We start from the raw sequence: 20,627 nt of genomic DNA on the forward strand, positions 1-20,627 counted from the left end.
TATGCCTGTGTTAGTCAGATACGGAAAACCCGGTCATGACCGGCCGGAAGTTCAATAGTCAGGCGAAGTTTACAGCCCATTGCTTCAATATAGCGTTTCAGTGTTGCCAGTTTTATATCGTTGCCGCGTTGTTCTATTTGAGTGACCGCGGGCTGAGATATTCCCAGGTTAGCAGCCAGCATTTTCTGCGAAACATTCAGCTCTTCCCTGATAAGTTGTAATCCGGTTTCAAGAACCAGTTCATCAGTCAGCTTTTTTATGCGGGCCCGGCTTTCAGGGCTCTGTTCTGCAATTACATCCTGCAATGTCTTCATATTATTTTCCTTCTGTTGATGCAAGATATGACGAAAATTGTTCGTCAGCAATACGAATCATTGTCTGATAAAATTTTTTATCCTTACTTTTATCGCCTGCACATAAAACAATTGCCTGTCTCTTGGAGTCGAAAGCAAAAAAGGCACGTATGGCTCTGCCGGTGTGCTGAATTCTCAGTTCCTTCATATTCAGGTATTGAGATCCTTTAATTGTATCCACATAGGGTCTTGCCAATAACGGACCATAAACCTCTAAATTTCCAAGAGATATAAGTATTTTTTCTCTGGTATGAATGTCCTGCCCGGATAACCACGTATCAAAATAATCCGTTAATATTACTGTCCACACAACTCACCATCCATAAATTATGGGTTCATTGAATATAATAAGCTAGAGCTTATATGTCAATGCGGTATTCTGAGGCCACATTTACAAATAAGCTTACCTGCCAGAACAGGATTAGGACAGTAACCATATGATTATAAATAATTATCCTACAAAGTTATCGGCTAATGTTTTACAACCGTGTTGTTTTGACTGAGGGAGGCAAATATTCAGGGGAAGACCGTTAACACTAAAAACCTCCCTGAAATAAGGAGGTTTATGCAAACAACAGAATGATTATTTTGCCAGATACAGGCACGGATCTACGGTATTACCGTTTTTTCTGACTTCAAAGTGCAGCAGTGGCTGTTTGGCGTCAGTGTCCCCGACCGTGGCGATTTTCTGACCGGTTTGCGTTCTTTATTGTGACGTAGTTAAGTTACCAAGGCATAGTCCCTTATAATTGAGGGATTATGCCTGTCCATTCTGTGGTTTCTCGTTCTCTCCGTATTTTTCATTCCCGCACCTTAACTGCCGTTTTTTCATAATGACGGTGCTGTTATCATGCAACCTATTTTTATTATTAACTTACTAATTACTATGCAAAAATTAACATCATGAACCAATTTTGACATTCTGTTTAACGAGAACTATAGTACTATTCACTGTGCGAATATACAGTATATTAAATGGATTATTTTAATAAAAAAGGATTTTACTATGGGTAAAAATAACAGCGGCGGCTATGGTGGCAGTAACCTGGGTGGCCATACCACTGACCACGGTAATGGTAAGTCTACCAGCTCAGATAATCGCGGTGATATCAGTCACCACACAGACAGCGGCGGTAGTAAAGGTGATCATGGTTGGGGGCGCGGCGGCGACGGAAGCGGAGGTTCATCCTCTTCCCGTGGGGATGCTCCGGAAAATGCAAGCCGGGTGAATATGGCTCACGCCGGAATTCCGGTCGCACTTTATCCGGTCAGCGGTGTATTAACTGTTTCACTGAACTGGCCGACCATAACAGCCGCAGTACGTGAGGCATTTATCGGACTGGATACCTATTTGGGTAATTCTCTTGCCCGGACGGCTCCTTACGCCGGACGTCTTCTTGGTGTCGTCGTCGGCAGTCTGTTGCCGGGCCAGATAGCCCCGGACCCAAAATTTTCATATAACCTTAAAGATCCCCTGGTCGATAAAGACAATCCTTACAGTGTTACCGCATTACCAGCAGAACTGGTTACATCGGTACCGGTTGCGGATATTCCTAAAAATACGACGGTTCCGGCCAGAGTACTGGCACAGGCGGTGATTGATGAACTGGCCCAAACCCGGCCGGTCACGATTACGCCGGTAAAATCTACGCTGGTGCCGGTTGTTAAAGCGCAGAAGACTAACAAGCATAATGTGTATACTGCGCAGGTTGTTCCCGGTATGAAGCCGGTGCGGATCCATGTCAGTTCCTATCCTGATAAATCTCAGGTGATGCCAAACAGTACACCTGCCGTAAAACAGTATTTATCTCATCCTGATGAGGGGCGTTCACACCATGCTATTCTGGATTTTGGCAGAGATCATGCGCCGGTTTACGTTTCAGTCACAAAACAACTCAAACCGGAAGAAGAGAAAAAACTGGCGGAAAAGGCGCGAAAAGAGTGGGTGGCGGATAATTCGGTTGGAGTGATTAAGGTTCTGGCGGATATTAACACGCTGATTATCAGCACAGAAAAGCAGATGTCAGCGAAGCAACAGGAACTGAGAAATAAACAGGCTGAATTACAAGACCTGAGCAAAGAATTAATGGTAAAAAATGCACGCGATAAAAAGAAACGGGAAATTAACACTGTAATCAATCAGCTTACCGCCGATCTCAGCAATATTCAGAAAGATCTGGCAGATGCTGCAGAGAATAAAATTCTCAATGAAAAAAACGCTGGCAGAACTGAAAAAGCAGGAGCTAAATCAGGTTAACACTCCGGAAGATGCAGAGAAAGAACTTGCGGCGGCAAATACTGCACTGACCAAAGCCCGCGCCCGGGTTACAGAAAAGGAAAAACCGCTGGCAGCGAAGCAACAGGAGCTGAAAAATAAACAGGCTGAGTTACAAGACCTGAGCAAAGAGTTAATGGTAAAAAATGCGCGCGATAAAAAGAAGCGGGAAATTAACCTTGTAATCAATCAGCTCTCTACCGAAGTCGGTTTACTGGAAAAAGCGCTATCGGATGCGATGGAAAGCCGAAATAAAGCAGAAGGTAAGAAAAAAGCCGCTGAGGATAAGGTTAAGGAAGCTAAGAACAAAAAACGTCAGGGCGTTAAAGAAAAAGGTCATGATTACCATCCGGCACCGAAAACTGAAGAAATTAAAGGGTTGGGTGATTTAAAAGGAACTCGGAAAAAGACACCAAAACAAGGCGGAGGAGGAAAACGAGACCGCTGGATAGGAAGCAAAGGCCGTAAAATCTATGAGTGGGACTCACAGCACGGTGAATTAGAAGGGTACCGTGCCAGCGACGGCCAGCATATCGGAGCATTTGATCCGAAAACCGGTAATCAACTGAAGCCTGCCGACCCTAAACGCAATATCAAAGAATACCTGTAAGGAGATAACATCATGGGATTGAAATTAAGACTGGAATGGTTTGATAAAAAAACAGAACTACTAATTGGTGAAGAGTATTCAAAGGATCTTGGCGATGACGATACTGTTATCGAGCAGACAGTTAAGCCAAAAGAAAATATTATTAATAATGGTGGTTTCGATGTTATTCCGGCATGGGTTTCTTATCTTCAGAAGCATCTGGCTCATAAAATCGAGTTGGATAAATACGACTATCAGGTGTCCTTTGATTACCGCGATACGTGGTAATTAATTTATATCAGGAATGAAATGAAGGCGAATACCCGTTCCTTACGGATAAGTGACGGGTATTCACTCACAACAACAGTGATGGCCAACATATAGGTGCTTTTGACCCGAAAACCGGTAATCAACTTAAGCCTGCCGATCCTAAACGCAATATCAAAGAATATTTATAAGGAGATAACATCATGGGATTGAAACTAAGAGTTTATTGGTTCGATAAAAAGACAGAAAACTTTATTGGTGAGGAATATTCAAAAGATTTTGGTGATGATGATTTTTTAATTGAAGAAACAGTTAACCCCCAAAATGAGAATATTATCAATAATGGTGAGTTTGATCTGAAAAAAGAATGGACTAATGCTATTCAAAAACATGTAACTCATAAAATTGAACAGGATAAATATGATTATTTTATTGCCTTTGATTACCGAGATAAGTGGTAATTAATTACCACCAGGAATGAAATGAAAGCGAATTCCCGTTACTTACGGATTGGTGGCGGGCATTCATGAATAATTTGACCACTATAGTTAACACTAAAAACCTCCTTCAGATAAGGAGGTTTATGCAAACAACAGAGTGATTATTTCGCCAGATACAGGCAAGGATCTACGGCATGACCATTTTTTCTGACTTCAAAGTGCAGCAGTGACTGTTTGGCGTCAGTGTTTCCGACTGTGGCGATTTGCTGACCGGTTTTGACTTTATCGCCTTCTTTTACCAATATTTTATCGTTATGTCCGTAGGCTGTGCGGTAAACCTCATCATGACTGATGATAATCAGGTTACCGTAGCCTTTCAGGGCATTGCCGACATATACAACATCGCCGTCAGCAGCGGAAAGGACGGGCTTGCCTTTTTCACCCGCAATAGTGATTGCTTTGAGGGTGGTAAAGTTATCAACAATATTGCCTTTCAGCGGCCACTGAAACTGCCCGGTTGTTTTTGCGGCGGTTGCGGCATCACATTCTGTCGTCGCGGCTTTCTCAACCGGGATTGTACAGGCTGACAGCAGAACGAATACCGGCGCAAATACGACAGCCGCAGTTAATTTTTTCACTGATTATTCCTTAAATATGAATGACTCTTCTTTTAAATAATAATCGTTTGGTACAAGCATTCACAGGTGAATTTATTGTTTATACCCTTATTCATTCAGTTGACTGCATCTTGAATGACGTTGGGTATAGCATCACTACGGATGATTACTTACCATTCTTTCACATCGCGATCCGCGTTAGTGACGGAGGTCAGTTTTGCCAGCCGGGGCTGCAATGCCATTTTCAGGTCATCCATAAAGGTATAAATCACCGGAACAAACAATAAGCTCAGCAGAGTAGAGCTGATAAGCCCGCCTATTACCGCAACTGCCATCGGGGCACGGAACCCTGCATCCGCACCGCTGGTGAGTACCAATGGCACCATGCCGGCGATCATGGCAAAAGTGGTCATGATAATCGGGCGGATACGCGCCTGTCCGGCTTCCTGAATGGCCTGCATACGACACATGCCGCTGCGCTGTTTTTCCAGGATAAATTCCACCAGCAGAATAGAGTTTTTGGTGACTATTCCCATCAGCATCAGAATGCCGATAATCACCGGCAGATCAATCATTGCGCCATATATCACCAGCGCCACAATGGCGCCGCCGACAGAAAACGGCAGGGCGGCAAGAATAGTGATTGGCTGCATAAAATCCTTAAACAGAATAATCAGGATAGCCAGCACCAGCAAAATACTGAACAGCATGGTGGTACTGAAACGCATAAACATATCATTCATATACTCCATATCGCCGTATTCTAACTGTGACACTGTCACTGGTAGATTCTGATATTCAGGCAGTGCCATAACGGCATCCAGTGCGTCGCCAAGAGATAGCCCGTCCAGATTGGCGTCTACTGATATTTTCCGTGATCGGTTTATCCGGTCTATTTGTGCAGGACCATCACTGAAATCAATAGTTGCGACGGATTTCAGCGGGATATTGCCTTGTGAATCACTTCTTATATATAAATTATTCAGCACGCGGATATCGTTTTTCTGATGTTCCGGCAAGGTCACCTGTAACATCAGTTGTCTGTCCGGCAGATTGAATTTTGCACTGCGTGAGCCGGATTCGCCCATGGTGGCAACGCGCAGTGTATCAGCGATTTCAGCTGTATTGACCCCGGTACGACCGAGGTTTTCAGATACCGGCGAAACAATCAGCTCTTTGCGCAGCAGAGGTTTAATCACCTGCACATTATTTATCCCGGGGATCCGGGCCATTCCTGCGCGCAGATGCTGCATTGCTGTTTCCAGCTCAGCCGGGTCGCTGCCGGTAAAGACCAGCGAAAATTCTTTGCCACCGTTACTGTTGCTGAAGTTATAGTGCGCATCTGGGCGTTCATCCAACAACGGGGCAATCGCCTGTTCAAACTCCTTTTGTGATAGCTCACGCTCCCCCGGCGGAGTCAGCGTTAAGATGATTTCACCTTTGTGTTGTGCAATGCCATCTGCGTCATCCGCAACACCGGCAATGGTATAAACTGATTCTATTTCCGGCCGGGTTTTCAGTGATTGTGCCAGAAACCGCAGGCGCTTCTGCGTTTCTTCCACCGGGGTTCCCGGCGGCAGTTCAACCTCTATCTGAGTCACACTGATATCGCCCTCAGGCATGAAACCGACCGGCAGATAGCTTACCGATGCAACAGAGCCCACCAAAAAAACCAGCGCCAGCGCCAGGGCTGATTTGCGGTGCGTCAGTGTCAGCGCCAGGATCTGTGTGTATTTTTTGATCCAGCGCGGGATCTGTCCGGTGGTATGCGGTTTTTTCGCCGGCAGCAAAATATACGCGGCCATCAGAGGGGTAACCAGGCGGGCCACGAGCAGAGAAGACAATACAGCCGCAGAGACGGTGATCCCGAACGGCACAAAATACTTCCCGACAAATCCGCCGATAAAACTGACCGGCAGGAATACCGCGACAATCGTTAAGGTAATCGCCACTATGGCAAATCCGATAGCGTCCGATGCTTTCAGTGCGGCAAGATAGGGCCGCTCTCCGCGTTCAATATATTTCTGGATATTTTCGATTTCGACAATTGCGTCATCCACCAAAATACCGATAACCAGTGTCAATGCCAGCAGGGTTATACTGTTCAGGCTGTAGCCAAACATCATAAGGACAAAAAAATGCCGGCAGGATGGATAAGGGCAGTGCGACTGCTGCGATCAATGTTGCCCGCCAGCTTTTCAGAAAGAAAAAAACAATCACAACTGTCAGAAAAGCACCTTCGAGCAGTGTCTGAATGGTCAGCTGATAGCTTGATTCTGTGTAGGTTACGGTTGATGACACCAGGTCAATCGTCAACTCCGGATGTTTTTTCGCAAGGTCGCCCAGTGCTTTTTCAACATGTTCAGCCACGGCGGTATCACTGGCACCTTTTGCACGGAACACGGAAAAACCCACCACATCACGCCCGTTAAGCTGTGAAATTGTGCGTGTGGTCTTTTGTCCGTTATAGATCTCAGCGATATCCCCCAGGGTTATCCATTGTTCATCACCCACGGGTAACTGAATGCTTTTGATGTCATCAATCGATTTCTTTTCACCCGGCACACGAATGGTGTGTGAAAGCGCATTGTATTTTGATGATCCGCCCGCTGAGTTCTGATGAACACCGCGCAGCAGATCGTTGATTGTCACGACAGAGAGTTGCAGTGCCGCGAGTTTACCGGCATCCGGTTCAATACGGATCACCCGGTCAGCGCCGCCTGTACGGCTCACTTTCTGCACACCGGGCTGCATAATCAGTTGCTTACTGATGGTGTCATCCACAAACCAGGAGAGATCGGCGGCCGGGATTGTATCGGATGACACGGCATAGCGCAGGATAGCCCCGCCTTCAACATCGATGCGGTTAATCAGCGGTTCATCAATACTTTGCGGCAATTCGCTGCGGATTTGAGTTATCTGCTCACGGACATCATTTGTGGCGGTATTGGCATCAATATCCAGGTTAAATTCCACCGTCGTGGAGGAAATGCCCTCTGTCACAGAGGAAGAAATATGGCGGATACCGGGAATGCCGGATACTGCACGCTCAACCTGTTTGGTGACCGCATTTTCAAGCTCTGCCGGTGAAGAGCCGTCCTGAGTGACAGTGACGGTGACAATCGGAAAGTTAATCACCGGGTTTGCGGTGACCGGTAACTGTGAAAATGAAAATAACCCGGCAATGGTCAGCGCCAGAAAGATAACAATAACGGGAATAGGGCGCGTAATCGCCCATGAGGATAGCTGTAATTTCATTCGTAAGCCTTAACCGGCGTGACAGTGTCACCATTTGTCAGAAATGCCTGCGCATTGATAACCACATCCGCATCCTCTGCCAGCGGGCTGAGGATCTCAATGAACCCGTTTTCTGTTCTCCCGGTCTGCACAGGGTGCTGTAATGCTTTATTGTTATTCACAATAAAAACAGAACGCTCACCATTCTGACCGGTGCGGATAGCGCTGTAAGGCAGTGTTTGCCGGGATTGCGGCGTTTTTGTATAAATCATGACACCGGTTTGTCCCGGGTATGCGGACATATTTTCCGGTATATCAATGATGGTGGTACGAACGCCGCCGGATTGTGTCAGTGACGATAATTTTGCCGGCAGATAGCGGATTTTTCCCCTGAGCGCAGTCTGCTGTCCGGTTTTAAGTATAACCTCATGTCCGGGGCGCATCTGAGCCAGGTCAGCGGCATAAACGGAGGCTTCAAATTCAATCTCATTATTTTCAATTATCTTAAATAACAGGGCGTTATCTGACAGCATACCTTTAACAGCATGGCGTTCACTGATAACCCCGGCGGCAGGGGCGAAAATCTTTGATTTATCTTCCTGACTCTTTTCCCGCGCCAGTTGCGCCTGTAACTGACGCAGTTCTGCACGGGCGGCATCCGTCTGCGCTTTCAGGGCTTGCGCATCGGATTTGGCTTTTTCAAATTCACTGGCAGAGATAACACCACTGCGTGCCAGCGGTGTCAGGCGTGCCAGATCACGCTGTGATTGCTGAGCGAGGGTGCTTTCCCGGCGGATATCAGCTGCCGCTTTTTCTGTTTCGGCCTGTAACTGGCGGACAGAGGCGCTCTGCTGTGGTGATTCAAGTGTCGCCAGCAACTGATTTTTCTCCACCCACTGACCTTCTTCGGCAAAGACATCCGTTACCATCTGTTGTTGCAGTGGTGAGCCAACCGCAATTTCATTTCTTGCCACAAAAGTTCCGGGCAGCACCATTTCGTCTGCCGTCCGGGTTATCTGCGGGTGTGTCACACTGACGCGGGCAGTTTCTGCACCACTGGAAAATGATGCAGCAAATAAAATAAGTGTTACCGTCATCAGCAACCTGGTTTTCATCGTAATACTATTTCCATTCCGGGGAGTTACCCGATAAATTAAACTAATTAGTCTAGTTTTCCTTAATTCTGCGTTAAGACGTGATTTTGCATTAAGCTGATTTAAGGAACGGTCCGGACCGGCAGATCCTCTGAAGAATAATAAGAAAATGAAGCGCATTCTGACCCGGCAATATCAGCAATATACGGTTACGACAGATACTAAACTGTTTGATATTGATGCCGTAAAATTGAGCATCAGTAATAGCCTGTGTTTCGGGCTTTTTGACGGAGATACTCAAATCGGGGTGGCAGACAGGAAGGTATCACCATACAATCTCCCGGTGGATCAGCCGGAAAATTCCGCTATAGTAAGGCAGTTTTATTCATCCATCGGACAGGGATAATGACGAACCCGACAGTAAGCAGTAATAATGAAAAATCCGGCTCTGCCGGCGGATTAAAAACCGGGCTGAAAAATGGTCTCTATTTTGTGCTGTTTTTAATCGGCATTCAGTTACTGACCGCGATCACCGGTGGTGCAGTCACTGCGTTGGGGATTGAGCCGCGTACCATTAACGGGCTGTTTGGCATTTTGCTTGCGCCCTTTATTCACAGCAGTTGGGGGCATTTGTTCAGCAATCTGCCGCCGTTATTAATTTTAAGTGTTCTGCTGATGCTGCCGTCATTTAAGCACTATGTGAAAGCCTCTGTGTTTATTATTATTGTCGGCGGGTTACTGGTCTGGCTGTTCGGCAGAAATGCTGTGCATGTGGGGGCCAGCGGGTGGATTTTCGGCCTGTGGGCGTTACTTATATATCAGGGGATTTTCCGCCGTAAGCCACTGGATATTCTGATTGGTATTGCTGTGCTGTTTTATTATGGCGGCATGATAACCGGGTTGTTTCCGGGGGAGCAATATGTCTCTGTGGAATCCCATATCAGTGGTGCGATTGCCGGTATTTTATTCGGCTGGATCCAATACAGAAAACGCAAACCTGCGGTAAAAACCGGTACAGAGCAGAGCGGGAAGTAAGGTTTTAAATCAGAATAATCACCGGGTGATAACACCCGGTATCAGGCAGGAGTCAAATCAGCCGCGCAGGCGGACTGTCAGTCCTTTCAGGAAATAACGCAGCAGTTGATCACCGCAGTTGCGGTAATTTTTATGATCCGGGTTACGGAACAGGGCGCTTAATTCTGGTTTTGATACAGTGAAATCAGCATTCTTATAAATTTCCTGCAAATCCGCATCTTTCAGTTCGAAAGCGACGCGCAGTTTTTTCAGCATAATATTGTTGGTGAGCCGCGCATCAATTACCGGATCAGGGCGGCTGTCATCTTTTCCGCGACGGAAAGAGATCAGTCCGTTAAGAAAATGCCCCATCGCATTATCATTAATTTCCTGATAATCCGCATCATCTTCTTTTTTCAGCCACGCGGTCATTTCTGCCTGCGTTACAGTGAGTCCGCCCAGTGCGGTAACTTCAGTCATTTTGATATCAGACAGATCCAGCATGTAACGGACACTGCGCAGAACATAGTTATTTAACATAAATTGGGTTTATCCATTGGGATACAGTTGAAAACCCCGTTATGGTAGTGATTATCGTCCGGGTTTTCAATGAAATCTGCCGATTGGAAGTACATAAGAGGCAATGGTATATTGGTTTTTTCAGCCCCGCTTGAGGTTTTTATGTCATTATCCCGTTCTGCCTGTGTTGTAACCTTGCTTGCCGCCGCCTGTTCTGTTTATGCCGCCACGCCCGCCGACCTGATGATAACTGACGGAACGGTTCTGACGATGAACCCGGAAAACCAGGTCATTGAACACGGCACGGTAGTGATTAATGCCAATAAAATAATTGCGGTCGGCGGTCCCGAACTGGCAGAGAAATATCAGGCAAAAAAAATCCTCAATGCAGAGGGCGATATTGTGATGCCGGGGCTTATCAACACCCACACGCACGGGTCAATGACGGTTTTTCGTTCCCTCGGGGATGATGTTCCTGATCGCCTGCACCGCTATATTTTTCCGCTGGAAAATAAATTAGTTTCCCGCGATATGGTGCGCATTGGCGCGAATCTTGCCAATATTGAAATGATCAAAGGCGGCGTAACAACGTACGTCGATATGTATTATTTTGAGGATGAAGTCGCTAAAACAGTCGATAAAATCGGTCTGCGGGCGGTTCTGGGTGAAACCATTATTAATTTCCCGGTTGCGGATGCTCAAAATGCCGATGAAGGTATTGCTTATGCCGTGCGCTTTATTAAGGAATATAAAGATCACCCGCGCATTACACCGGCCTTTGCGCCACATGCACCTTATACCAATAGCACCGAAAACTTACAGAAAATCGCGGCATTGTCTCTGGAACTGGATGTACCGGTAATAACGCATCTGGCAGAAACCGACCGCGAAAAAGAAGAGATTGCCAAACGCACCGGTGGGAAAAGTCCGGTTCAGTATATGGCGGATATCGGTGTGCTTAATCATAAGTTGCTGGCGGCACACGTTATTATGGCTGATGACAATGATTTGGCGCTGCTGAAGCAATATGATGTCGGTGTGGCGCATAATATCAGTGCCAATACCAAATCCGCCAAAGGGGTTGCACCGGTAACGGCAATGCTGGAAAAAGGCATTCGTGTCGGGCTGGGAACGGATGGCCCGATGTCATCCAACACGCTGACGACGATGAATGAGCTCGGGCTGGTGGGTAAAATCCACAAACTGGAAACCAAAAACCGTGCAGCAATGCCGCCGCTGACAGTGGTTGAAATGGCAACCATGGGCTCAGCCCGCGCGCTGCACATGGAGGATAAACTCGGCTCTCTGGAACCGGGCAAGCTTGCTGATATCATTGTGGTGGATACCAAAGCGCCGAATATGGTTCCGATGTATAACGCGTTTGCCGCATTGGTATACGGGGCAAACGGGGCGAATGTCCGCCATACCATTGTGGACGGTACCATTTTAATGGAAGACCGCAAATTACTGACCGCAGACGAGACCGCCATTATTAAGGACGCACAGATTTTTGCGGACAAAGTCCGTGAAACCGTGCTGGCATCAGGGGAAGAGGTGAAATGACCGAAAAATTAAAGTGCGCGCTGATTTATGATTTTGACGGCACACTAGCCGAGGGCGATTGCCCTGAGCACGGATTAATGCCCGCGCTGGGCGTGAATGATTTCCCTGCATTCTGGCGTGAAGTGAAAGCACATGCCAAAGAAGATGACGGTGATGAGATTCTGTCTTACATGGGAACGCTGGCGGCAAAGGCCAATGCAACACACTCAGATGAGCTTAGTGTTGAAAAGCTGATGAAACACGGTAAAACCATCCCGTTATTTCCCGGTGTAACCGCCTGGTTTGGCCGGATCAATAAGTGGGCACAGGAGCATAACTTACTGCTGGAGCACTATATTCTCTCCAGCGGGTTGGATGCCATGATCCGCGGCACGGCTATCGGCAAGGAATTTCGTGATATCTACGCCTGTAAATATCACTATTCCCCTGACGGAAAAAAAGCCCTGTGGCCGGCTCAGGCGATCAATTACACCACCAAAACCCAGTTTTTATTCCGTATCAATAAAGGAATACATAATTCCTGGAATAACGCAGCGGTGAATGAGTTTATCGAGCCGGAGGAGCGCGATATCCAGTTTCGTCATATGATCTATTTCGGTGACGGGGATACAGATATTCCGGCAATGAAAATGATCCGTTTACAAGGCGGTTTTTCATTAGCGGTATTTGATCAGAAAAAATGGGGTAATCCGGAGACTCAGCAGAAAGTCGGTAAATTGATCGCGGAAGAGCGGGCGAATTACGTGGTGCCTGCCAGCTATGAAGAGGGTAGCCAGCTGGATGTTACGGTAAAAGGATTATTGCAGTTATTCAGCCGCAAGCGGTAAAAATGAGTTAAATCTGCCGTTTCCGGAAACAGAGCGGCAGATATGTTAAACAAACACAGGGAGTTGTGTATGAAAACTATTTCATGGGTATTCAGCAGTTTTTTATTTACCGTATTGTCTGTTCAGACCGCAAACGCGGATATTACAGTTCCGATTATATATGTTGAAAATGCTATTCCGGCGGTATCACTTACTGTTAACGGCATTCAGGTCCCTAAATTATCTATTGATACCGGCGCACCCGGCGGCTTATATCTGTTACCGCCGGTATTTGAACAGGTTTTATCTGTGCAGAAAAATAAAACAAAAGAGACTCAGGCCGCCATTGATATATTCGGAGGACAGAATTCAACAGAATTTATCCGTAATGCTACAGTGACTATGAATAATGAAGCCATGACCGGCACAGATGTTTTTGTGTTCAATCCGTGGGGTGCAGGAATGGCAGCGGCTGACGGACGTCTGCTTATTGATGGTGTGCTCGGGCTGGGCGTGGTCAATAAAAACCGGTCTCTGATTATTAATTTTGCGGCAAAACAACTGACCATCGCAAACACCCCTGCGGCGCGCCCTGAGGGCTATCGCTGGCAAACGATGGACTTTACACGTTCAGATCAGGGAATAGTGATTAAGGTGCGCGGGGAAAGTAATCATTCTTACCGGATGATGATTGATACCGGCGCAAGTCACACGGTGCTGTTTAACCGGAACGGAAAAGGCTGTGCGACACCGTCTTTATCCTGCCCGCGGGAAACTATTATTACCCCGGACTCCGTTACACTCTCAGCGCTGTTATTTCAGGTCAGTGACAGCCGGATAAATTATGACGGATTATTAGGCAATGATTATTTGTCCGACAAAGTGTTGTTTATTTCAGCCGACACCCTGTTAATTGGTGTACGATGACAGAAGGTCAAATAATCAATAACTGAAGAAACGGAGATAATATGAAATACCAGGATGTGACTAACCAACCCGGCGAAAATGCGTATTTTCTTGTTTTTAATCTGACGGAGAATTCACAGACACGGGATAAAGTGGTTACGCTGTGTAATAACTTATCAGGCATGCTGCGCAGTATGCGGACCCGTTATCCTGCGCTGGAAGTCAGTTGTGTGGCAGGATTCGGTGCGGATGCCTGGTCGCGGTTATTTCCTGATGCAGGAAAACCCCGTGAACTGAATACATTTAAAGAAATAAAAGGTACGCACTTTACCGCGGTATCCACTCCCGGTGATATTTTCTTTCATATCCGGGCATTAAATGTCTCTGCCTGTTATGAACTGGGATCTGTTATCAGTCAGGCATTAAGCGGAGCGGTGACCGCTGTGGATGAAGTCCACGGATTCCGTTATATGGACGGACGCGCCATTATTGGTTTTGTTGACGGCACAGAAAACCCGGCATTTGAAGATGAGCGCGCTGAATATTCGGTTATTGGTGGTGAAGACCCGGCATTTACCGGTGGCAGTTATGCCTTTGTGCAAAAATATATTCATGATATGAGTGCCTGGCAAAATCAGAGCACGGAATATCAGGAAAAAGTCATCGGACGCCATAAATTTAATGATGTTGAACTGACGGATGAGCAAAAAATACCCGGCTCCCATAACGTAGTTACCAATATTCAGGATGCAGACGGAAATGACCTGAAAATTGTCCGCGCGAATATGCCGTTTTCCAATCCGGCAAAAGATGAATACGGTACCTATTTTATCGGCTATGCGCGTTATTTCTCCACCACCCGCCGGATGCTGGAAAATATGTTTGCAGGTGCAGAAAGTGGCGCGAGTGATGAATTACTGAAATTCAGTACCGCGGTTACCGGCACTCTGTTTTTTATTCCGCCGTCTGCGATGTTAGATGATATTGAATAACTGAAACCTGCTATATAACGGATTTCTATCTGTTTTCGGTGGTGTTTTTACGCAACCTGATGTAAAGTTGCCGGCTTTTTTCCGGTACGAAATAACTATTTGGGTGGCGGTATGTTTATTGGTTTTGATTACGGAACATCAAATTGCTCTGTTGCAGTCATGAAAGAGGGTGTTCCGCTACTTTTACCGCTGGAAGGCGATAATGTGTATATTCCTTCAACATTGTGCGCGCCTACCCGTGATTCGGTTTCTGAACACTTATTCCGCCACCGGGATATTTTACCGTCAGATAAAACCGGCGAACAAATATTGCGCAAAGCCATTGCGGCAAACCGGGAAGAGAGTATTGATCTGGAGCCGGAAGATATTGTTTTCGGGCAGGCAGCACTGGAATTATACCTTAATGATCCGCGCGATGTGTATTATGTCAAATCCCCTAAATCCTTTTTGGGCGCGTCCGGATTACATGAAGTGCAGATCAGTTTTTTTGAGGATTTAGTCTGTGCCATGATGGCGAATATCAAACATCAGGCTGAAAAATCAACACAAAATACCATCACACAAGCCGTGATCGGCCGTCCGGTTAACTTCCACGGACTCGGTGGTGAAACGGCAAATCAGCAGGCGGAAGCAATTTTATTGCGTGCGGCAAAACGATCCGGCTTTCATGATGTTACTTTCCAGTTTGAGCCGGTTGCGGCGGGGCTGGAATATGAAGCGACCCTGGAAAAAGATCAGACTGTGCTGGTGGTTGATATCGGCGGTGGTACAACCGACTGCTCATTAATCCGCATGGGGCCCGGTTACCGCGGACAGGCAGATCGCACTGAAACATTGCTTGCACACAGCGGGCAGCGCGTTGGCGGGAATGACCTGGATATTTATCTGGCGTTCAAAAAACTGATGCCGTTATTCGGCATGAGTACCCGCGCATCATCCGGTATTGAAATGCCGCTGATGCAATTCTGGAACCCGATCGCCATTAATAATGTGGAAGCCCAGCGTGAATTCTATTCACGGCCTAATTTGGCTGCATTACAACAGCTCAGGCGTGATGCGGCAGAGCCGGAAAAACTGCTGCGCCTGCTCGAAGTGTATAACGAAAGCCTGGGTTACAGTATTGTCCGGCGTGCGGAAGAAGCTAAAATAGCGCTTTCATCCTCTCCGCAATACCGGGCGGGCATCCGGCTTCTCAGTGAAGTGCTGGAAGTTGAGATTGCTGCTCAGGAGATGGAAGACGCGATTTCATCCCCGAAGGATAAAATGATCGCGCTGGTTAATGACGCCGTGCAGCAGGGCGGCGTTACACCGGACACCATCTTTATTACCGGCGGAACAGGGCGTTCACCGGTATTGTGCCGTGCCATAGAACAGCAGTTACCGGGGATCCCGGTGGTCAGAGGGAATGATTTCGGCTCTGTTACAGCCGGTCTGGCACGCTGGGGTGAAATTTGTTTCAAATAAACTTGCACCAGACCGATCGGTCTATTACAGTATTTGCATGAACAGACAGACTGACCATGATACCCGTGAACACCTTTTAGCCACCGGCGAACAGCTTTGCCTGCACCGGGGCTTTACCGGAATGGGACTGAGTGAGCTGCTCAGAACCGCAGAAGTGCCTAAGGGGTCGTTTTACCACTATTTCCGCTCAAAAGAAGCGTTCGGTGTTGCTATGCTGGAGCGCTATTATGCGGATTATCTCACGCGCTTAGCCGATCATTTTGAGCGCGGGGAAGGGAATTACCGGGCGCGTTTTCTCGCGTATTACGGGGAGATGCTGAAAAACGCTTGTCAGCACAGCCGTATCCACGGGTGTCTGACCGTAAAATTATCAGCGGAAGTCTGTGATTTATCAGAAGATATGAATGCCGCAATGGATAACGGTGTCAGCAAAGTCATTGCTCTGCTGGCGCAGGCGCTGGAAAACGGGCGTGATGAAAAATCACTCGTTTTCAGCGGCAGTTCTCTTGCCACCGCACAGGTTTTATATTCCCTGTGGCTGGGGGCGAATTTGCAGGCCAAGATTTCCCGCAGTGCGGTTCCGCTGGAAAGCGCGCTGGCTCATGTGAATGTATTGCTTACAGCGTCGGATGTATAACCGGCGTTTTTATTTACCTTGCAACTAGTCGACTGGTCTAATCCGGAGATATTATGTCACAAGAAAAATTATTCACCCCGCTGAAAGTGGGTGCATTTACTGCCCCGAACCGTATTTTTATGGCGCCGCTTACCCGCCTGCGCAGTATTGAGCCGGGTGATATTCCGACGCCACTGATGGTTGAATATTATCGTCAGCGCGCCAGTGCCGGACTGATTATCTCAGAAGCGACACAAATTTCTGCGCAGGCCAAAGGCTACGCCGGGGCACCGGGGCTGCACAGCCCGGAGCAGGTAGCAGCATGGAAAAAAATCACGGCCGGTGTTCATGATGAAGGCGGCCATATTGCCGTTCAGTTGTGGCATACCGGTCGAATTTCGCACACCAGCATTCAACCGGGCGGGCAGGCACCTGTTGCGCCATCGGCTATCAGTGCCGGAACCCGCACATCATTGCGTGATGAAAACGGGCGCGCCATCCGCGAGGATACCTCCATGCCGCGTGCATTGGAAACGGATGAAATTCCGGGAATTGTGAATGATTTCCGCCACGCAGTCGCAAATGCGCGTGAGGCTGGTTTTGATATGGCAGAGCTGCATTCCGCCCATGGTTATCTGCTGCATCAGTTTTTATCACCGGACGCCAATCACCGTACTGATCAGTACGGCGGCAGCGTAGAAAACCGCGCCCGTCTTGTACTGGATGTGGTTGATGCGGTTTGTGATGAATGGGCACCGGAGCGCATCGGGATCCGTCTTTCGCCAATCGGCACTTTCCAGAATATGACAAATGGTCCGGATGAGGAATCAGACGCGTTGTATCTTATTGAACAGTTGGATAAACGTGGTATTGCGTATCTGCATCTGTCGGAGCCGGACTGGGCTGGAGGCAAGCCGTACAGTGAAGAATTCCGCCGGAAAGTGCGTGCGCGTTTCCGTGGTGTGATTATCGGTGCCGGTGCTTATACAACGGAAAAAGCGGAAAATTTAATTGAAAAAGGGCTTATTGATGCCGTTGCTTTCGGTCGTGATTATATTTCTAATCCGGATCTGGTCGCGCGTCTGAAACAAAAAGCCGCACTGAATCCGCAACATCCGGAAACCTTTTATGGTGGTGGCGAGCAGGGGTATACGGATTATCCATTCCTCGTATAGCAAAGTATGAAAAACAAACAGACAAAAGCGGCGAATTATGCCGCTTTTTCTTTTCAGGAACGCAGTATTCTGTCGGCATACACAGTGCAATATCCGTCCATTTCTATTTTTTTAAATCTGACATCAAATACGTCACTTAACAGTGCGGAATCAATTAATTCAGCCGATGATCCGAAATAACGTAATTGCCCTTGAGACAGTAAAATAACAGACTCAAAATACCGAAAAACCATATCCAGCTCATGCAAACACACGATAACTAATTTATCTTTACCCTGTGTGGTTAAGTCTTCAATAAGCTGTATCCGGTGTTTGATATCCAATGCCGCGCCCGGCTCATCAGCAAAAATAACCGGCGGATTACACATCAGCGCCATCGCGGTTAATACCCGACTTTTTTCACCGCCGGACAGAATATGCCAGTGTTTATCCAGCAGCGGTATTAATTCATATTTCTGACAGACCATTGATTTTGCCTGTGCAGGGTCTGTCGCCCGCTCTGCGGCAAGTGTAATTAACTCATCCACCTGTTGATCCCAGCAGGGATTAAAACTTTGAGGAATAAGCCCGATTTGTTGCATTCGTGCCGCCCCGCGATACGCCGCGATATTTTTTCCGTTTAATGTGACGGATGAAAATACCTCCCGGTTTAGACCGGATAAGGCATTAATCAGAGTTGATTTACCAGAGCCATTGGGGCCGATTAAGGCAATGCTGCCTTTATCCGGTAAATTCAATTCATCTATTGAGAGAAGCGTTTTTTCCTGTTTGCAAATATGCAGGTTTTTTACTGTGATCATATTTTCCGCACCCGCTTTGCCAGTAAGTAAATAAAGAAGGGGCCGCCGATAAAGGCTGTAATCAGTCCGAGCGGTATTTCACCCGGTGGCAGTAAACTGCGGGACAGGGCATCAGAAAACATAACCAGTGCCGCACCAATAACAGCGGCTGCCGGTAATACGGCTTTATGGCGCGTACCAACCTGCCAGCGGGCAATATGCGGGGCAATAAGCCCGATAAACCCGACAATTCCCCCGAGTGAAACCGCAATCGCCACAATAGCCGACCCGGCAATTAACGCTAATATAGTGAACCGTTCAACGGATAAACCAAAACTCATCGCCATTGTTCTGTCGAGTCCCATTAGATCCAGCCCGTCAGACAAAATAAAGACAGAAATCAGAATACAGGATGCGGTTAACAGCAGGCAGATAAATAAACCTTCCGGAGAAGGCGTTTGTATGCCGCCCAAAATCCAGCTGAGCACAACCTGAAGGCTGGTGCTTTCATCAGATAGCGCCATCATCATAAAAGAACGGGTTGCATTTAATACCGCGCTCACTGCAACACCGGTTAATAATAATGTGGCGGTATCCAGTGAGCCCGCTATTCGGGAAACAGAGATTACAATAAATATTGCCGCGAGTGCACCACTGAAGGCAAATAAGGGCAGGGTAACGGTCATCGGTAATGCCAGCGGCACTAATAATGCAATCGTTCCGCCAATTGCCGCACCACCGGATGAACCTAATAACCAGGGCTCTGCCAGCGGGTTACGAAATACCCCCTGAAATACAGCGCCGCTTAATCCCAGCAATGCGCCGGTAAACCCGGCGGTAATCACCCGAGGCAAACGCCATTCAATTAATAGCCGGGATGTCAGGTCATCTGCATAAAATAACGCACCGATGACTTTAACAGGGCTTTCCCATGTGTGCCCGGCACAGGCAGAAAAAATAAAGGTGATGATGAGCAGAAATAACAGACTGACTACCTTCACTGTTTTGTGCTCCATTGTTCAAATAGTTCAGACATGTATTCAATACCATCAATAATGCGGGGACCCGGGATCAGAACAAAAGCACTTTTCACCGGATAAATATCGCTGTTTTTTACCGCCTTTATCTGAGACCAGCCCGGTAATGCCAGCAAGGAGGCCATTTTTGCATCCGTAATGGTATAAAGAAGAATATCCGGATCAGCGGCAATAATCGCTTCAGGTGAGATTTGTTTTAACACCGGACCGCCATGTTTATATTCCTCAAGGGCAAGTGTTCCGCCTGCTTTTAAAATGGAGTCTGCGGTATAGCCGGGTGTTTTTTTATAAGTCTGCGGTCTGGCGACCAATAATAATCCGTTGCTGATTTGCCCGGTTATCATAATCACGCGGGGGGCGTGATAATCCGCCGGTTTATGCTGCACATTACTCAACCGTCTTTCCATCTCAACGGCGATCTGTTCGCCTTTCTCTGTCGTTTTTGTAACCTTTGCCACCAGGCGGATATTACTGATAATTTCTTCAATACTGTTACCTTCGAGCACTAATACCGGGATCCCGAATTTTTGCAGGGGAATTAACAGTTGATGAGTTGCCTGGCGGGCAGGTGTCATAATCACCAAATCAGGTTTTTGCTCAATAATACGCTCAAGGGAAAAACCAAGACGCCCGCCGATTAAAGGCTTGTTTTTTATTTCATCGGGGAAATAAGTGTATGCATCAATACCGACAATATTATCTGACAGACCCAGGATTGCCGTGATTTCAGTATTTGATGAAAATATTGTCACAATGCGCTGTGGTTTTTCATGCAGTGTAACCGGTGTATATAACGGTGCTGTTATGCAAAAAGCAGGAAGAGCATGGCACAAGGCCATGCTCAGTGTGATAATTAAAAACAGATTTCTCATCATTATTATCTG

General features: G+C 47.1%; 22 protein-coding genes and 3 pseudogenes. 14 read left to right on the top strand and 11 right to left on the bottom strand.

The window, feature by feature from the left end; all coding sequences use genetic code 11:
• Positions 1–14: 14 nt before the first annotated feature.
• The 3 genes and pseudogenes from AYY17_RS00095 to AYY17_RS22650 form a co-directional block, all read right to left on the bottom strand.
• Positions 15–314, bottom strand: a complete 300-nt coding sequence (locus tag AYY17_RS00095) for a helix-turn-helix domain-containing protein (RefSeq protein WP_067420285.1) — start codon at positions 312–314, stop codon at positions 15–17.
• 1 nt (position 315) lies between these two features.
• On the bottom strand, positions 316–663 hold the full coding sequence (locus tag AYY17_RS00100; protein WP_067420287.1) for a type II toxin-antitoxin system RelE/ParE family toxin: 348 nt from the start codon (positions 661–663) through the stop codon (positions 316–318).
• Between the two features lie 273 nt (positions 664–936).
• Positions 937–1,041: pseudogene (locus AYY17_RS22650) on the bottom strand (peptidoglycan DD-metalloendopeptidase family protein); the annotation flags it as partial.
• A 318-nt stretch (positions 1,042–1,359) separates the two neighbouring features.
• Here AYY17_RS22650 and AYY17_RS00105 point away from each other — a divergent pair.
• From AYY17_RS00105 to AYY17_RS00120, 5 genes and pseudogenes are all read left to right on the top strand, one after another.
• Positions 1,360–2,610: a colicin-like bacteriocin tRNase domain-containing protein gene (locus AYY17_RS00105; RefSeq protein ID WP_067420289.1), complete on the top strand. Its 1,251-nt coding sequence runs from the start codon at positions 1,360–1,362 to the stop codon at positions 2,608–2,610.
• Between the two features lie 238 nt (positions 2,611–2,848).
• Positions 2,849–3,238: pseudogene (locus tag AYY17_RS22655) on the top strand (colicin E3/pyocin S6 family cytotoxin); the annotation flags it as partial.
• Positions 3,239–3,250: 12 nt separating this feature from the next.
• Complete coding sequence (locus AYY17_RS00115; RefSeq protein ID WP_067420294.1) at positions 3,251–3,505, top strand: colicin E3-like toxin immunity protein; 255 nt, start codon at positions 3,251–3,253, stop codon at positions 3,503–3,505.
• An 86-nt stretch (positions 3,506–3,591) separates the two neighbouring features.
• Positions 3,592–3,675 (top strand): annotated as a pseudogene (locus AYY17_RS20910) (colicin E3/pyocin S6 family cytotoxin); the annotation flags it as partial.
• 12 nt (positions 3,676–3,687) lie between these two features.
• A complete protein-coding gene (locus AYY17_RS00120) occupies positions 3,688–3,945 on the top strand; it encodes a colicin E3-like toxin immunity protein (protein ID WP_067420296.1) in 258 nt (85 codons plus the stop codon).
• A 140-nt stretch (positions 3,946–4,085) separates the two neighbouring features.
• Here AYY17_RS00120 and AYY17_RS00125 read toward each other — a convergent pair whose 3' ends face one another.
• The 4 genes from AYY17_RS00125 to AYY17_RS00135 form a co-directional block, all read right to left on the bottom strand.
• The gene (locus tag AYY17_RS00125) at positions 4,086–4,562 is read right to left on the bottom strand and encodes a murein hydrolase activator EnvC family protein (protein WP_067420298.1); all 477 of its coding nucleotides are present in this window, start codon (positions 4,560–4,562) and stop codon (positions 4,086–4,088) included.
• Positions 4,563–4,711: 149 nt separating this feature from the next.
• Positions 4,712–6,667: an efflux RND transporter permease subunit gene (locus tag AYY17_RS21965; RefSeq protein WP_235845218.1), complete on the bottom strand. Its 1,956-nt coding sequence runs from the start codon at positions 6,665–6,667 to the stop codon at positions 4,712–4,714.
• A complete protein-coding gene (locus AYY17_RS21970) occupies positions 6,594–7,799 on the bottom strand; it encodes an efflux RND transporter permease subunit (RefSeq protein ID WP_235845219.1) in 1,206 nt (401 codons plus the stop codon). The genes AYY17_RS21965 and AYY17_RS21970 overlap by 74 nt, the downstream gene beginning before the upstream one ends.
• Positions 7,796–8,893 carry an efflux RND transporter periplasmic adaptor subunit gene (locus tag AYY17_RS00135; protein WP_067420301.1) on the bottom strand — a complete coding sequence of 366 codons (1,098 nt, stop codon included), beginning with the start codon at positions 8,891–8,893 and terminating at the stop codon, positions 7,796–7,798. The genes AYY17_RS21970 and AYY17_RS00135 overlap by 4 nt, the downstream gene beginning before the upstream one ends.
• A gap of 148 nt (positions 8,894–9,041) precedes the next feature.
• Between AYY17_RS00135 and AYY17_RS00140 the strand changes: the two genes are divergently transcribed.
• Positions 9,042–9,278: a hypothetical protein gene (locus tag AYY17_RS00140; protein WP_067420304.1), complete on the top strand. Its 237-nt coding sequence runs from the start codon at positions 9,042–9,044 to the stop codon at positions 9,276–9,278.
• A complete protein-coding gene (locus tag AYY17_RS00145) occupies positions 9,278–9,907 on the top strand; it encodes a rhomboid family intramembrane serine protease (protein WP_067420306.1) in 630 nt (209 codons plus the stop codon). Before AYY17_RS00140 ends, AYY17_RS00145 begins: the two co-directional genes overlap by 1 nt.
• A 57-nt stretch (positions 9,908–9,964) precedes the next feature.
• Here the strand turns inward: AYY17_RS00145 and AYY17_RS00150 are convergent, their stop codons facing one another.
• Positions 9,965–10,426, bottom strand: coding sequence for a YehS family protein (locus AYY17_RS00150; protein ID WP_067362395.1), 462 nt, complete (start codon positions 10,424–10,426; stop codon positions 9,965–9,967).
• A gap of 141 nt (positions 10,427–10,567) precedes the next feature.
• Between AYY17_RS00150 and AYY17_RS00155 the strand changes: the two genes are divergently transcribed.
• The 7 genes from AYY17_RS00155 to nemA all read left to right on the top strand — a co-directional run bounded on the left by AYY17_RS00155 (position 10,568) and on the right by nemA (position 17,927).
• Positions 10,568–11,968 carry an amidohydrolase gene (locus tag AYY17_RS00155; RefSeq protein WP_067421254.1) on the top strand — a complete coding sequence of 467 codons (1,401 nt, stop codon included), beginning with the start codon at positions 10,568–10,570 and terminating at the stop codon, positions 11,966–11,968.
• Positions 11,965–12,795 (top strand): HAD family hydrolase, encoded by an 831-nt coding sequence (locus tag AYY17_RS00160; RefSeq protein ID WP_067420308.1) that lies wholly within the window; start codon positions 11,965–11,967, stop codon positions 12,793–12,795. Before AYY17_RS00155 ends, AYY17_RS00160 begins: the two co-directional genes overlap by 4 nt.
• Positions 12,796–12,864: 69 nt before the next feature.
• Positions 12,865–13,701: a hypothetical protein gene (locus tag AYY17_RS00165; protein WP_067420310.1), complete on the top strand. Its 837-nt coding sequence runs from the start codon at positions 12,865–12,867 to the stop codon at positions 13,699–13,701.
• A gap of 41 nt (positions 13,702–13,742) precedes the next feature.
• Positions 13,743–14,672, top strand: a complete 930-nt coding sequence (locus AYY17_RS00170; RefSeq protein ID WP_067420312.1) for a Dyp-type peroxidase — start codon at positions 13,743–13,745, stop codon at positions 14,670–14,672.
• A 111-nt stretch (positions 14,673–14,783) separates the two neighbouring features.
• Positions 14,784–16,136, top strand: a complete 1,353-nt coding sequence (gene yegD / locus AYY17_RS00175) for a molecular chaperone (RefSeq protein ID WP_067420314.1) — start codon at positions 14,784–14,786, stop codon at positions 16,134–16,136.
• A 37-nt stretch (positions 16,137–16,173) separates the two neighbouring features.
• Entirely contained in the window at positions 16,174–16,773 is a 600-nt protein-coding gene (locus AYY17_RS00180; RefSeq protein ID WP_067421256.1) for a TetR/AcrR family transcriptional regulator, read from the top strand.
• 53 nt (positions 16,774–16,826) lie between these two features.
• The gene (gene nemA / locus AYY17_RS00185; RefSeq protein WP_067420317.1) at positions 16,827–17,927 is read left to right on the top strand and encodes an alkene reductase; all 1,101 of its coding nucleotides are present in this window, start codon (positions 16,827–16,829) and stop codon (positions 17,925–17,927) included.
• Positions 17,928–17,980: 53 nt separating this feature from the next.
• On the opposite strand, the gene AYY17_RS00190 is transcribed toward nemA, so the two are convergent.
• The 3 genes from AYY17_RS00190 to AYY17_RS00200 are packed head-to-tail and all read right to left on the bottom strand — an operon-like array spanning position 17,981 to position 20,615.
• Entirely contained in the window at positions 17,981–18,727 is a 747-nt protein-coding gene (locus AYY17_RS00190) for an ABC transporter ATP-binding protein (protein WP_067420319.1), read from the bottom strand.
• The gene (locus AYY17_RS00195) at positions 18,724–19,707 is read right to left on the bottom strand and encodes a FecCD family ABC transporter permease (protein ID WP_235845220.1); all 984 of its coding nucleotides are present in this window, start codon (positions 19,705–19,707) and stop codon (positions 18,724–18,726) included. Before AYY17_RS00195 ends, AYY17_RS00190 begins: the two co-directional genes overlap by 4 nt.
• Positions 19,704–20,615 carry an ABC transporter substrate-binding protein gene (locus AYY17_RS00200; protein ID WP_067420323.1) on the bottom strand — a complete coding sequence of 304 codons (912 nt, stop codon included), beginning with the start codon at positions 20,613–20,615 and terminating at the stop codon, positions 19,704–19,706. Before AYY17_RS00200 ends, AYY17_RS00195 begins: the two co-directional genes overlap by 4 nt.
• Between the last annotated feature and the right edge of the window lie 12 nt (positions 20,616–20,627).

The organism is Morganella psychrotolerans, assembly GCF_001676055.1.
Classification (GTDB): Bacteria; Pseudomonadota; Gammaproteobacteria; order Enterobacterales; family Enterobacteriaceae; genus Morganella; species Morganella psychrotolerans_B.